Annotated in this window: 9 protein-coding genes; all 9 read left to right on the top strand. The window is 38.7% G+C overall.

The features are described 5' to 3' along the window. Nucleotides 1-136: 136 nt before the first annotated feature. The 9 genes from trhO to GJU39_RS00680 all read left to right on the top strand — a co-directional run bounded on the left by trhO (nt 137) and on the right by GJU39_RS00680 (nt 15,783). Nucleotides 137-1,084, top strand: coding sequence for an oxygen-dependent tRNA uridine(34) hydroxylase TrhO (gene trhO, locus GJU39_RS00720; RefSeq protein WP_154278767.1), 948 nt, complete (start codon nt 137-139; stop codon nt 1,082-1,084). Between the two features lie 169 nt (nt 1,085-1,253). After that, the gene (locus GJU39_RS00715; RefSeq protein ID WP_154278766.1) at nt 1,254-4,121 is read left to right on the top strand and encodes a ligand-binding sensor domain-containing protein; all 2,868 of its coding nucleotides are present in this window, start codon (nt 1,254-1,256) and stop codon (nt 4,119-4,121) included. Between the two features lie 335 nt (nt 4,122-4,456). Beyond that, nucleotides 4,457-7,468, top strand: coding sequence for a SusC/RagA family TonB-linked outer membrane protein (locus GJU39_RS00710; RefSeq protein ID WP_154278765.1), 3,012 nt, complete (start codon nt 4,457-4,459; stop codon nt 7,466-7,468). A gap of 11 nt (nt 7,469-7,479) precedes the next feature. Next, a complete protein-coding gene (locus GJU39_RS00705) occupies nt 7,480-8,952 on the top strand; it encodes a RagB/SusD family nutrient uptake outer membrane protein (protein WP_154278764.1) in 1,473 nt (490 codons plus the stop codon). A 60-nt stretch (nt 8,953-9,012) separates the two neighbouring features. Then, on the top strand, nt 9,013-10,371 hold the full coding sequence (locus GJU39_RS00700; protein ID WP_154278763.1) for a glucoamylase family protein: 1,359 nt from the start codon (nt 9,013-9,015) through the stop codon (nt 10,369-10,371). Between the two features lie 67 nt (nt 10,372-10,438). After that, entirely contained in the window at nt 10,439-10,837 is a 399-nt protein-coding gene (locus tag GJU39_RS00695; protein ID WP_154278762.1) for a hypothetical protein, read from the top strand. A gap of 16 nt (nt 10,838-10,853) precedes the next feature. Then, complete coding sequence (locus GJU39_RS00690) at nt 10,854-12,608, top strand: family 43 glycosylhydrolase (RefSeq protein WP_245227640.1); 1,755 nt, start codon at nt 10,854-10,856, stop codon at nt 12,606-12,608. 26 nt (nt 12,609-12,634) lie between these two features. Then, on the top strand, nt 12,635-14,932 hold the full coding sequence (gene bglX / locus GJU39_RS00685) for a beta-glucosidase BglX (protein WP_154278761.1): 2,298 nt from the start codon (nt 12,635-12,637) through the stop codon (nt 14,930-14,932). 68 nt (nt 14,933-15,000) lie between these two features. Then, nucleotides 15,001-15,783, top strand: a complete 783-nt coding sequence (locus GJU39_RS00680; protein WP_154278760.1) for a carboxylesterase family protein — start codon at nt 15,001-15,003, stop codon at nt 15,781-15,783. The last annotated feature ends 37 nt before the right edge of the window (nt 15,784-15,820 follow it).

The raw sequence follows: 15,820 nt of genomic DNA, 5'->3' as shown, positions 1-15,820 counted from the left end.
TCAATAACATTTTTGTAAATCCCTGCTTGTCTCAAAACTTGATGTGGAACTAAATATTTAAGGTGTTTTAAGCTTCGGGATTATTTTTTATCTTTGCCACGCTTTAAACGCCGTTTGCAACGGTATCAACAGCGTTATGAAAAGATATCAAACTATACTTTACTACTGCTATAGTCACATAGCAGATGCAGAACAATTTGCTGCAGATCACCTTAAATTTTGTAAATCATTAGATTTAGTTGGCCGTATCATTGTAGCCGATGAGGGTTTAAACGGAACCGTTTCCGGCGTTCCTGAATCTTGTGAGGCCTATATGAAAGCCCTACATACAGATGAGCGTTTTGCAAAAACAGAATTTAAAATTGATGAGGTAGAAGAACCATCTTTCCTGAAAATGCATTGCCGTTACAAGTCTGAAATTGTACATTCTGGCTTGAGAGATACATCGATCATCAATCCAAATGAAAAAACAGGGAAACACCTGGAGCCTGCAGATTTTATGGCCATGAAAGATGATGAAGATGTTGTGATTTTGGATGTTCGTTCAAACTATGAACACAATTTAGGTAAATTTAAAAATGCCATCACTTTAGATATCGAAAATTTCCGCGATTTTCCTGAGCAGATTAATCAGCTTGCCCAATATAAAGACAAAAAGATTTTAACCTACTGTACCGGCGGCATCAAATGCGAAAAGGCATCAGCATTGCTTTTACATCATGGCTTTAATGATGTTTATCAGTTGCACGGTGGAATTATAAAATACGGAAAAGAAGCCGGCGGAAAAGATTTCGAAGGCAAGTGTTATGTTTTCGATAACCGGATCGCGGTTGATGTGAACCAGATAAACCCAACCATTGTATCAGTTTGTTACAACTGTGGCAAAACCACGCCGAAAATGATTAATTGTGCCAATCCGGAATGTAATGAGCACATTACACAATGTGATGATTGTGGCGAAGAATTACAGGGTTGCTGCTCAACTGCATGCACTACAAACCCCAGGAAACGCCAGTATGACGGAACAGGATATTATGTTAAAGTTCCTCAGCCTGTAGCTAAAAAAGTAGCAATAGTGGGCTAATTTCAATTTCAACTATATTAGGGCCTTTTGTAAATGCATGCACATTACAAAAGGCTTTTTACATTTAATTAAATCAGCCAATTGGCAAAGCATAGTTAAATCTATGTTCTGCATCTTCACCTAATTTTGTTTACTTTGTAAGGCAATGGCTTAATCAGAAATCCCTTATATGTTTAGCATATTACGTCTGTTTTTATTACTTTTCCTCCTATCTCACTATACTTTTGCATCCGATATCAAAAGCATTGGGGTTCCTTATATAGAAAATTATTCGAAATCTGTTTACGGGGCCGGTAACCAAAACTGGAGCATAGCGAAAGATAATCAGGGCGTAATGTATTACGGCAATGCCGAAGGTTTACTCACCTTTGATGGAAAGTATTGGCAAAAATATAAAATGCCGAACGGACAGATTGTTAGATCCGTTGCGACAGATAACAAGGGTAAAATTTATACCGGCTGCTTTGGCGAATTTGGCTACTGGGCAATTAAAGAAAATAAACTAACCTATCACTCCCTTACATCATTATTGCCCAAAGGTTCAAAAATTACTGATGAGGTATGGAAAATTTATGTCGATCGTGATCGCGTAATTTTCCAGTCGTTTTCCAGAATATTCGTCTATCAAAACAATAAGGTTTCAATCGTATCTTCCCCGAAATCTTTACTTTTTCTTCATAAGGTAAATAACCGGTTCTTCGTAGAAATTTTAGAAAATGGCTTACACGAACTGATTGGAAATAAATTGGTTTATTTGCCTCAAAGTGATCAATTGGGCAAGCAAGGGATTCTATCTATTCTCCCCTATAAAAATGGAGGCCTTTTAATCGGTACCAGTAAAAATGGCTTGTTTATATATGATGGAAAAACTTTCAGTCCGTTCAATACACCTGCTAATGATTTCTTAAAAACCTATCAGCTCAATAACGGCGTTAAACTGCTTGGAAAGTATTATGCCTTCGGAACCATCCTCAATGGATTAATTATTATTGATGAAAATGGGAACGTCGTCCAGAAAATCAATAAATCCAGCGGACTCCAAAACAATACCGTATTGAGTTTATATGCTGATAATGAACAAAATCTTTGGGCAGGTTTAGATAATGGAATCGACCGGATAGAGTTGAACTCGCCGCTTTATTTCTATTTCGATAAAACCGGCCAGTTTGGAACGGTATATTCAAGCATCATTTTCGGTAATAAAATTTATCTGGGCACCAACCAGGGTTTGTTTTATAGCGATTGGTCTCAAAATACAGCACCAAACTTTAACTTTAAACTTATTCAGGGTTCTGAAGGGCAGGTATGGGAATTAAACATTGTTGATCATGAACTAATCTGCGGTCACAACAGCGGTACATTTAAAGTGCTTGGTGACAAAATAGAATGGATCTCCAGAACAAGTGGTGGCTGGACGATTAAGCAACTGAATTCTAACCCGAATTATTTAATTCAAGGCACTTACGTCGGCCTATCGCTCTATCAAAAAGTTCCGGGATCGGGTTTGAAATTCGTGACACAAATATCGGGTTTTAATGCCCCATCTCGATTTATCGAACAAGATACTAAAGGCGATATATGGATTGGCCACGCCTATAAAGGCCTTTATAAAGTAACATTAAATTCAAACTATACCAAAGTTATCAGTACCAAATATTTCGATGAGCGAAATGGGTTGCCGAGCAATTACAACATCAATATCTTCAATCTGGAAAACAGAATTGTCTTTTCATCAGATAAGGGATTTTATACTTACGATGAGCTAAGTAATAAATTCACCAATTATGAGGTGCTGAATAAAAAATTAGGTTCATTCGCTACTTCAAATAACATCATCAAGGCAGGCGAGAAAAAATATTGGTTCATCAATCATGGAAAAACATCACTGGTTAACTTCTCAGAGCCTGGTAAAATTGAAATAGACTCTAATCAATTTAGTTTGCTCGATGGACGAATGGTTCAATATTATGAAAATATTAATAAGATTAGCAACTCGATTTATTTAATCAGCGTAGATGATGGATTCGTTATTTATAATACTCAGCAAAATCAATCATTATCAAGCAAGCTTCCGTCGGTACTTATCAGGAGGATAGATGATATCACAGATAAATACTATACGCTTAGTGAAACAGGAAATGATACTGAACTCCCTTACAGTAGAAATAACATCCGGATTTCTTTTGCGCTCCCCTATTACAGGCAGGCCAAAGTGAAGTACCAGTATTTTTTGGAAGGTTATTCGAAAGATTGGTCAGACTGGAGTGATGCCGCCGAGAAAGATTTTACAAATCTAAGCAGTGGAAGCTATAAATTTAAATTAAGGGCCAAGTTAAATGATTCATCTGTTACCGATATCACCATATTTAAATTTACCATTCTTCGCCCCTGGTATCTCAATAATTGGTCACTCTTGGTTTATTCTATCCTTTTTGCCGTGGTTTTAATTATGGGTAAGAAAATTTATGAGCAAAAATTAAAAAGGGATAGTCTGAAAATAAGCAACCGTTTAAAAGCGGAACAGGACGAAATTCTGAGGCAAGAGACTGAAGCGAACGAGAAACAGATTATCAAACTCCAAACCGATAAATTGCAGGCTGAACTGGCTTCGAAAAACAGAGAGTTGGCCAACTCTGCCATGACGCTAGTCTATAAAAATGAATTGCTGCAAAAGCTAAGTGATGAAATCATGAAGCTTAAAGATGAAAACGGCAAAAAACTTTCAGATGATCAAACCCGTAAGATTCAAAAAGTAATTAACGACGGCATGAATGATGAGCGGGATTGGCATTTGTTTGAAAACAGTTTTAATGAAGCACATGAAAGTTTCTTCAAAAAGCTAAAAGCCCAGCATCCGGATTTGGTGCCAAATGACCTGAAACTCTGTGCCTACTTAAGGATGAATATGAGCAGTAAGGAAATGTCTTCTTTACTTAATATCAGCCTGAGAGGTGTCGAAATCCGCAGGTACCGGTTACGTAAAAAACTGGAGGTTCCGCATGATAAAAACCTCACCGAATTCTTGATGGAATTGTAAGTTATGCCCTACAAAATGAACCAGGAACGATTGTGTGAAATGGCAATTTCTATTCAAAAGCACTACACACCTCGTTTTTCGACTACATCATTACCTCTCACCAGCTAAAATTAGATCGCACAATAAGCTTCGTGTATTTTTTACACTTAGCCTAATGTTAAAATAATGTTAAAAAGCCAAAAACTGTGTTTTTGGGCTGAATATGCATTTGGTTCTATGCTTCTACGAAACGATCTTCTTCTGGTGATGTAATGATGTTGAGGTAAATTCACTTGCACAAGCGAATAAACAACCTCACATTTATACTAACAATTAAACTAAATATTAATAAAAGCATGAAAAGAATTTTTACAAGAATTTCTGTTCTCGCTGCATTTTGCTTGCTAACCATTAACGTAGCATTTGCGCAAAACATTACCATAAAAGGTAAGGTAACTGATGGAGGTGATAAAACATCTTTGCCTGGCGTAACTATCGTAATCAAAGGTGCACAAGGTGGAACGCAGACCGATACAGACGGAAATTACTCGATCAGCGCACCTGCTGATGCGACCTTGGTATTCAACTTTATTGGATACACTGCACAAGAGCAGCCAATCGCAAATCGTACAACAATTAATGTGGCTTTAGCATCCTCTACACAACAACTCGAGCAGGTTGTGGTAGTGGGTTATGGTACGCAAAGAAAAATTGATGTAACGGGTTCGGTAGCCAATGTTAAAGGAGAAGATATTTCAAAACAAATCTCAACCAATCCGGTTGGCGCATTGCAGGGTAAAGTTGCTGGTGTTTCGATTACCAATACAGGTACACCTGGTGGTTCACCTCAAATCACGATCAGAGGAAGCGGAACCATTTATGGAAAAGCTGGTCCTTTATACGTTGTTGATGGCGTTTGGTATGATGACATCAACTTTTTAAATCCTGCTGATATTGCGAGCATCAGTATTTTAAAAGATGCTTCAAGTCAATCTATTTACGGGATCAGAGCGGCTAATGGTGTGGTTTTGGTAACCACAAATAAAGGAAAAAAAGGTGATGCGGTAATTAACTATAATGGTACTGTCGGTATTCAGACGGTAACCAATATGGTAGAAATGGCCAATGCGACAGAATATGCGACAGCGGTAAATGAGGCTTATGCGCTCCAAAATCCTCCTGTTGCACCATTATTTGCAAATACGAATTTAGGCGAAGGCACTAATTGGTATGATGTGGCACTCAGACAGGCGTTAATTACTAACCATCAACTTTCTATTAGCGGCGGTACCGAGAAATCTACTTACAATCTTTCCTTAGGTTATTTAAATCAGGATGGTATTGTAAAGAACAACAATTATACAAGATACACGGCTCGCTTGTCGAATGATTTTCAGGTTTTTGAACCATTAAAAATCGGCTATAACGTTACGGCAACTTCAAGCAAATCTAAAGATCCGGCCAACGGAATTTTCAGGGCTTTATATGCTGCATCTCCTGTAGTACCAATATTTAATGCGGATGGAAGTTATGGTGATCCGAATGCTTTTAATTTAGGTAACGGAAGTAACATGAATCCTCAGGCAACCCTGGATTTCTTCAACCAGCAAACTACAAATTATAAAATTACAGGAAATGTATTTGCAGAATTAAAATTCCTTAAAAACTTCACTTTCAGAACCAGTTTAGGTGGCGATTTCGGTCAGCAGGAAGTGAGAGGATATATTCCAGTTTACAAAGTAAGTAATACCCAGCAAAATACAAACAGTAAGTTGGATATTGATCGCATTGAAAACAGAAACTGGATCATTGAAAACACTTTAACGTACGATAAAAAGTGGGCAGATCATAGCTTGACGTTATTGGTCGGACAAACTGCTCAAAGAAACAAAATGTACACCCTTAATGCTGATGCATTAAATGTTCCGTTTAATTCGGAAAGTGATTTATATCTCGCACTTGGCGATGCAGCAAGCAGAAGCATTATTGATAAAGGTGAATTGTCTACATTCTCTTCCTACTTTGCAAGAGCAAATTATAGTTACAAAAATAGGTACCTATTAAATGCCTCAATCAGAAGAGATGGAGCATCTCAATTCTTTGGTTCTGATAACGTTTGGGGTAATTTCCCTTCTATCGGAGCTGGCTGGGTAATCAGTAATGAAGAATTTATGAAAGACCAGAAAATCTTCAGCAACTTAAAGTTAAGAGGTAGCTGGGGTAAAGTAGGTAATGCTGGCGTTCCTTTTAATCCGTCTACCCAAACTGTTGATCAGACAGCTGGTTTGATCGCGTTCTTTGGAGGAATCCCTTATACAGGTGCCAGTATTAGATCATTGGTTCCACCAACTTTATTCTGGGAAAGAAGTGCCGGTACCGATGTTGGTTTAGAAATGGGCTTCTTTAAAAATAAACTATCTGTTGAGTTAGATTATTATACCAGAAAAACGGAACAAGCAATCTTTGATATCCCTGTGCTAGGAAGTTTAGGAACTGTTAACAGCTCTATCATTGCAAATCAGGCAGATATCCAGAACAGTGGATTTGAATTCTCAGCAACATGGGCTGATAAAGCCGATAACGGATTTAGTTACTCCATTAGTGGTAACGTAGGTATCAATAATAACAAAGTTCTTAACGTTACCTCTGGAGCAAATCCTATCTATAAAGGTGGTGCAGGCCTTACCAGTGGATACCTTTCTACCAGAACAGTTAACAACCGCCCTATTGGTGAGTTTTTCGGTTACCAGGTTGAAGGAGTTTTCCAAACAACTGATGAAGCAGCTGCCTGGCCAGGTTTCAAAAGAGGTGATTTCAAATATGCTGACATCAATGGTGATGGGGTAATTGATTTAAAGGATAGAGTAGTACTTGGAAATCCGAATCCTAAGTTTACTTATGGTTTAAATACCAATTTTGCTTACAAAAGCTTTGACCTAACCTTAGATATTCAGGGCGTTGCGGATGTTGATGTTTACAATGCAAACTTAAGTAGCCGTTTTGGTAACGAGAACTTCACAAAAGATTTCATTAACAATCGCTGGACAGGTGCAGGAACATCTAATTCTTATCCGTCTGCCGATTTAGCTGGTGGCTTAAATAATGCGCCTAATTCATTCTATGTAGAAAAGGGCGACTATATCAGGTTAAGAAATATTCAATTGGGATATACGCTTCCTCAGGCAATCAGCAGCAAAATGAAAATGCAACGCTTAAGGGTATTCTTAAATGCGCAGAATGCAGTAAATATTTTTGGTTACAAAGGTTTCAGTCCTGAAGTTGGTGGAACACCAACAAATGCGGGAATAGATACCAACGTTTATCCATTATTTGCTACCTATAATTTCGGAGTTAACGTAACTTTCTAATCGAGATCAAAATGAAAAAAAATATAAATATACGGTCTTGTGTTACCGCTGCAGTTTTAGGCATGATACTCTTTACGTCATCATGTAAAAAAGACTTTTTAAATGTACCACCTCAGGCACAACAGCCTTCTGTAACTTTCTGGCAAAACCAGGATGATGCGCTGAAAGGCGTAAACGCAATTTATGCAAACTTACGCAGTTGGAATAATGTAGGGTTTAATACCATTGCTATTGAAAGTACAGGGTCTGATGAGGCTGATAAAGGTAGTACACCTACAGATGCAACTTTCTTTAACCTGTATGACCAATTTACAGTAACATCTACACATGGAACCCTGCAAGATTTCTGGACAGGTCAGTATCAGAATATCAATCTTTGCAATCAGGTATTGGATAATGTGCCAAACATTACGATGGATGAATCATTAAAAGCGAGATACCTGGCCGAAGCAAAATTCATCCGTGCATATTCTTATTTTAGATTAGTTAGGGCATACGGAAGAGTTCCACTTAGATTAAATATACCTAAAGACAATACCGAGTACAATATTCCACAAGCTGAACGATCTGCTGTTTATGCTCAGATAGAAAAAGATTTGACTGAAGCTGCTGCTGCATTGCCCCAATCTTATGGCGGTGCAGATTTAGGTAGAGCAACTAAGGGCGCAGCATTAGGTATGAAGGCGAAAGTTGCCATGTATCAAAATAAGTGGGCAGATGTACTTGCACTTACCAATCAGGTAATGGGCTTAGGCTATGATTTATTTCCTGATTTTGAAAAAGGATTTAGAACACAGAATGAAAACAGTGTAGAGTCACTTTTCGAAGTTCAGGCTGAATTATTACAGAGTAATGCAGATGCATCAAATTCGCAATACAGCCAAATTCAAGGCGTTGCAGGTGTAATGGGGTGGGGGTTTAATACGCCGTCAGCGGAATTGGCCTCAGCTTTTGAAACGGGTGATCCAAGAAGAGATGCAACGATTTTATTTAGAGGCGAAACTACTCCACAAGGTGATCTTGTTCCAACTTCCGTTCCAAACGAACACTATAATCAAAAATCATATGTGCCTTTCAATACCAGAGTTTCAGGCTTTAATGAAGGTGCGCAACAAAACTTCAGGGTTTTAAGATTTGCAGATGTATTGTTAATGAATGCGGAAGCAGCTAATGAATTGGGAAATCCATCGCAAGCATTAACCTCTTTAAACAGAGTGCGTAGAAGGGCCAGAGGCACCAATACGGCAATTCTGCCAGATGTTACTACTACAGACCAAACCGCATTGAGAAATGCTATATGGAAAGAAAGACAGGTAGAATTAGCCATGGAAAATGATCGTTATTTCGATGTGATCCGTCAAGGAAGAGCAGCTCAGGTTTTCGGTCCTAAGGGATGGAAAGCGAACAAAAATGAAGTTTGGCCAATTCCCCAAACCGAAATTGATTTAAGTGGAGGTTTGCTTACGCAAAATCCTGGTTACTAAAAATAATAAATTTGCTAAAGGTTGCCAGTCCATCTGGCAGCCTTTTTTCTTTTCTTAGCTATGTTAAAAATCAATCACATTCTCTTTTCTACGCTGCTTTTAATTTCTCTTTCGTCTTGTGCGCAAAAAGAAAAACCAGCCCAAACAACCAGTCTTTCCATAAAAAAAGGCTTGTCTGACGATGAGTTACTTGATGTTGTTCAAAAACAAACCTTTCAGTATTTTTGGGATGGTGCAGAACCCACATCAGGCGCCGGAAGAGAGCGCTTTCATGTGGATAACGTTTATCCGGAAAATGATAAAAGTACTGTAGCAACTGGTGCAACCGGCTTTGGTTTAATGGCACTATTGAGTGGAATTGACAGAGGTTATGTAACTAAAAAAGATGGTTTAGCCCGTTTAAATAAGATTCTTGATTTTCTTGCCAGGGCTGATCGCTTTCATGGGGCATGGCCACACTGGATTTATGGAGAAACAGGCAAAGTTCGTCCCTTCGGACAAAAAGATAACGGCGGAGATTTAGTGGAAACCTCATTCGTTGCACAGGCGCTAATCTGTATTGATGCCTATTATAAAAACGGTTCAACAGCAGAAAAGGCCTTAGCTAAAAAAGCAGATAGTCTTTGGAGAGGAATTGATTTTAACTGGTATAGAAATGGAAACCAAAATGTACTCTACTGGCACTGGTCGCCGGAATATAAATGGGAAATGAACTTTCCGGTTAAAGGCTATAACGAATGTTTGATTATGTATGTTTTAGCAGCCTCGTCTCCTACCCATACTGTTCCTGCTGAAGTTTACCATGAAGGTTGGGCAAACAACGGTGCAATAAAAACCAATTTCGAAGTTTATGGCCATCCGTTTACCATGAAATATCAAGGCCAGGAAAATGGTGTAGGTCCTTTATTCTGGGCACATTATTCTTATTTAGGCTTAAATCCGAAGGGTTTAAAAGACCGATACGCCAACTACTGGGAAAATAATGTAAATCACACATTGGCCATCCACGATTATTGCGTGGCTAACCCAAAAAAATTTAAAGGTTACAGTGAAAATAGCTGGGGATTAACGGCAAGTTATTCAGTAAAGGGATACGCAGCACACAATCCACAAGAAGATTTCGGCGTCATCTCCCCTACCGCAGCAATTTCTTCCATTCCATACACACCAAAAGAATCAATGAAAGTGATCCGTCATCTTTATGAAGATTTAGGAGATAAAGTTTGGGGAAAATATGGTTTTTATGATGCTTTTTCTGAAACAGACAACTGGTATCCTCAAAGATACTTAGGGATTGATCAGGGACCAATGGTGGTCATGATTGAAAATTATAGATCTGGTTTATTGTGGAAATTATTCATGAGCAATACCGATGTACAAATGGGCTTGAAGAAATTAGACTTTCAGATTACCCAATAATTTTAAGTTGCTTATAAATGTTTAGCCATTATATATTTTAATCATTTCAAATTAAATCTAAAGAACCATGAAAAGAGCAATTTTAATATTAACAGCAGTCATCGGAATCACATTACTAAATTCCAGTTTCACAACCATTTCGATAAATAAGCCACTTGTAAAAAAAAATAAGTTTACCAACATAAATGTAACCGCTACCAACTCAACTAATGATGGGGTATATGTAAGCTTAGAAAACAATACCAGTGGTGGCTCCTACAGCTTTTTTATTCAGCCTAATACCCCGGACGGAGCCGTTATTGGCCAAATACCAGAAAGTAGCGATAGCTATACCGTAAAACTAACTTCAACCGGGGGTGCACATAATATGTGGGTGTACTGGGAACATCAATCGAATGTTACCAGATTAAGTGTAAGTGGAATGTCTATCGCTTGCCAAAGCTGCGCCAGAATCCAAATTTTTTAATCAAAAATAACACCTAATGGCTAAGCATTTATTCAAAATATTTTTCTTTTCATTCATGTTGTTGTGCACAAATCGCTCATTTGCACAACAGAAAACCTACTGCAATCCCATCAATGTAGATTACGGTTATACGCCTATAGAATCTTTTACCGAATGGGGTAAACACCGTGCAACTGCCGATCCGGTAATTGTAAACTACAAAGGCGATTTTTACCTGTTCAGCACTAATCAATGGGGATACTGGCATAGTCCGGATATGCTGAACTGGAAATTCGAGGAACGCAAATTTCTTCGCCCATGGAATAAAACGAAAGATGAACTTTGTGCACCGGGGGTTGGTATTATAGGTGATACCATGGTGGTTTTCGGCAGTACTTATACTAAAAATTTCACCTTGTGGGGAAGTACGGATCCAAAAGGCAATAAATGGTTTCCGCTGGTTGATTCACTTGAAATTGGAGGCTGGGATCCTTCATTCTTTACTGATGATGATGGCAAATTTTATATGTACAATGGCAGCAGCAACAATTATCCCATGTATGGGGTAGAGTTAGACCGTAAAACTTTTAAACCAAAAGGCACAAGAATGCCAATGTATTTACTCGAAAGCTGGCGTTATGGCTGGCAACGTTTTGGAGAATACATGGATAATACTTTTCTTGATCCTTTTGCAGAAGGTGCCTGGATGACCAAGCATAATGGCAAGTATTACTTTCAATATGGTGCACCCGGTACCGAATTTAGCGGCTATTCTGATGGTGTGGTAGTAGGGACAAAACCTTTATTTTATGATACACAATTTACACCGCAATCTGATCCGCTCAGTTATAAAGGCGGTGGATTTTCCAGAGGTGCAGGTCATGGGGCTACCTTTCAGGATAATTCAAAAAATTACTGGCACATTTCTACCAGCATCATTTGTGTAAAAAACACCTGGGAACGGAGAATGGGCATCTGGCCAACTGGCTTTGATCAAGATGATGTAATGTGGACCAACACGGCCTTTGGCGATTACCCGCTTTATCTTCCTGCGGAAAGAAAAGAAAACGGACCTGCCGGACCAGGATGGATGCTGATCAATTATAAAAAGCCCGTTACGGTTTCCTCAACACTTGGTGGTTTCTATGCCAACAATGCGGTTGATGAAAGCATTAAAACTTATTGGAGCGCAAAAACCGGAAACAGTGGAGAGTGGATTCAAACCGACCTCGGAAGTTTAGCTACGGTGAATGCGATTCAGATTAATTATGCTGATCAGGATGCTGAATTTTTAGGTAAGCAAACCGGAATTTATCACCAGTATCAAATTCTGTCTTCAGCAGATGGGAAGAAATGGACAATCTTGGTTGATAAAAGCAAAAACAAAACTGATGTTCCTCACGATTATATTGAACTGGAAAAGCCAGTGAAAACGAGATTTATCAAGATGATTAACCTGCACATGCCAACCGGAAAATTTGCCATTAGCGGCTTACGGGTTTTTGGGAATGGAAATGGGGATAAACCATCAGCAGTTAAAAACCTGATTGTACTCAGAACAGAGAAAGATAAGCGCAGCGCCTACATCAAATGGCAACCTGTTGATAATGCTTTCGCTTACAATTTATATTACGGCACAGCGCCCGGTAAATTATATAACTGCATCATGATTCACGATTTCAACGAACACTGGTTTAAGGCGATGGACAGTCAAAAACCTTACTATTTCGCCATTGAAGCAATAAACGAAAACGGTGTCTCCGCGAAAACCGCAGTTAAAAAAGTAGATTAAATTTTAAAGAATAAAACACACAAATAATGAATAGAGCGAAAATCCTGATTATCTTATTAACATCCTTTGCGCTGAACGCATCAGCACAAACCAAAAAAACAGTCTCTCCGGAAGAGGCCAAGATGAATACCTTCATTGATAAACTGATGGCCAGAATGACTGTCGATGAGAAAATCGGCCAGTTAAATTTGCCAAGTTCTGGTGATATCACCACCGGACAAGCAAACAGCAGCGATATCGGTAAAAAAATCGAAGCCGGACAGGTTGGTGGTTTATTCAACATTAAAGGTGTAGAGAAAATTAAGGCCGTACAGAAGGTTGCAGTAGAGCAAAGCAGATTGAAAATTCCTTTGCTTTTTGGAATGGATGTTATCCATGGCTACAATACTGTTTTCCCAATTCCATTAGGGGTAAGTTGTATCTGGGACATGAGCCTGGTACAAAAAACAGCCAGAGTTGCAGCCATAGAGGCAAGTGCAAGCGGCATCAACTGGACCTTTTCTCCTATGGTTGATATCTCCCGCGATCCACGTTGGGGAAGAATTTCTGAAGGAAGCGGCGAAGACACCTACCTCGGCTCGCAAATTGCTGCTGCCATGGTTAAAGGTTACCAGGGTAAACTGCAGGCTAACAACGAAATTTTGGCCTGTGTTAAACACTACGCTTTATATGGTGCAGCCGAAGCTGGCAGAGATTACAATACAACAGATATGAGCAAGGTGCGGATGTATAATGAATATTTCCCGCCCTATAAAGCGGCTGTAGATGCAGGTGCGGCAAGTATTATGGCTTCTTTTAATGAAGTGGATGGCATCCCGGCAACCGGAAGTAAATGGTTAATGACTGATGTTTTAAGAAATCAATGGGGTTTCAAAGGTTTCGTAGTAACAGATTATACAGGGATTCCTGAAATGATTGCGCATGGAATGGGCGATTTGCAAACCGTTTCTGCTTTGGCAATGAATGCAGGTATCGACATGGATATGGTTGGTGAAGGTTTTCTTGGTAATTTAAAAAAATCATTGGCAGAGAAAAAAGTAAGTATCAATGAAATCAACAGGGCTTGTCGCTTAATTCTGCAGGCAAAATATAAATTGGGTTTGTTTACAGATCCTTATAAATTCTTAAGTACCGAAAGAGCTGAAAAAGAAGTTTTCAATGCAGAAAATCGTCAGGTAGCACGTGAAATTTCAGCAGAGAGTTTTGTACTACTTAAAAATAAAAACAATATTCTTCCACTAAAAAAATCAGGAACGATCGGTTTGATCGGTCCGTTGGCAGATAATACCGCTAATATGTATGGCACCTGGAGCGTTGCAGCCTTGTTTGATAAATCGGTTACGGTTTTACAAGGTTTAAAAAACGCTTTAGGAAACGACGCTAAAATTTTAACGGCACGTGGCGCTAACTTCCTGGCAGATTCTGCAATGGAACAACGTTATGTAAATGTTCACAACCCAACTTACAAACGTAATCCGCGCAGTGAAGAGGAAATGATAAAAGAGGCTTTGAAAGTTGCCGAAAAATCGGATGTGATTGTAGCCACGGTAGGTGAAGGTTCTGAATTTACGGGAGAAAGCAGCAGTGTTACTGATATTCAAATTCCGGAAACACAGAAAAATCTGCTAAAAGCTTTGGCTAAAACTGGCAAACCGGTTGTTTTAGTATTATTTACGGGTCGCCCGTTGGCTTTGAAATGGGAAGAAGAAAATATTCCAGCCATTTTAAATGTATGGTTTCCTGGTAGTGAAGCAGGAAATTCAATTGCCGATGTATTATTTGGCAAGGTTAATCCATCAGGAAAACTGAGTACAACTTTTCCTCAAAATGTGGGTCAGGTACCAATTTACTATGCACATAAAAATACTGGCCGTCCGCTGGCTGAAGGAAAATGGTTTGAGAAATTTCGCTCAAATTATTTAGATGTAAGTAATGATCCATTATATCCATTTGGTTTCGGCTTAAGCTATACTTCGTTCAGTTATAGCGATATCAAATTAAGCTCGAACACTTTAACCAAAGGAAAAACAATTACTGCATCCGTTACCTTAAGTAATACAGGCAAATACGACGGTAAAGAAGTAGTTCAATTATACACCAGGGACTTGGCAGGAAGCATTACCCGCCCGGTTAAAGAACTGAAAGGTTTCCAAAAAGTGAGTTTAAAGGCTGGCGAAAGTAAAACAATTACCTTCGCCATCTCAGAAAATGACCTTAAGTTTTATAACTCAGATTTAAAGTTTGTGGCTGAACCTGGAGATTTTCAGGTATTTATCGGAACAAATTCAAGAGATGTAAAAGAAGCATCATTCTCATTGAAATAACACAACACACATACAGTAACCCTACCCTGATCTATTGCAAAATGGTCAGGGTTTTTTATTTTTGTGCCATGAATAAGATATTCTTCACGCTTGTTTTCCTTTTTTCCGGATTGATAATAAATGCTCAGGATTTAAAAAAATATGATCGCGGAAGCTTTATTAAAGGTCAAGATTCCATTTATTACAGAATTCTTTTTCCGGAAAACTTTGATCCAAATCAAAAATATCCTATTGTATTCGTTCTGCATGGCCGCGGAGAAAGTGGGAGTGATAACGAGAAGCAGTTAACACATGGTGCTAAGTTATTTTTGAAAGATGAAGTCCGAAAAAACTTCCCTGCGATAATAGTATTTCCACAATGCCCCCTTGAAAGTTATTGGGCAAATGTAAACATCACCACAAATGACAAAGGCAAGCGGCACTTTAGCTTTACAGAAGGCGGGAAACCAACCAAAGCGATGCATGCGTTGAAAAATATGGTAAAAAATTTCCTTAAAAAACCATTTGTAGATAAAAAACAAGTCTATGTTGGCGGCCTTTCCATGGGCGGAATGGGTACTTATGAATTACTAAGAAGAAAACGTAAAACTTTTGCTGCAGCATTTGCCATTTGTGGTGGCGATAACACCAATAACATTAAAAAATACCAAACCGTTCCGCTTTGGATTTTTCATGGTGGCAAGGATGATATTGTTGATCCGGCATTTTCAATGGCTATCGCTGAAAGACTAAAAACCGTAGGCAGCGAAGTGAAATTTACACTTTATCCTGACGCCAATCATAACAGCTGGGATAGTGCTTTTGCAGAACCGGCGTTATTGCCCTGGTTGTTCGGGCATAAAAGGGACTAATTGCAATTTCTAAACCTTGTAGGTTTTAAAAACCTAC

This window comes from Pedobacter petrophilus (assembly GCF_009674725.1).
Classification (GTDB): domain Bacteria; phylum Bacteroidota; class Bacteroidia; order Sphingobacteriales; family Sphingobacteriaceae; genus Pedobacter; species Pedobacter petrophilus.
The sequence above is the reverse complement of the archived record's forward strand: the minus strand, read 5'-3'. Positions and strand labels throughout refer to the sequence as shown.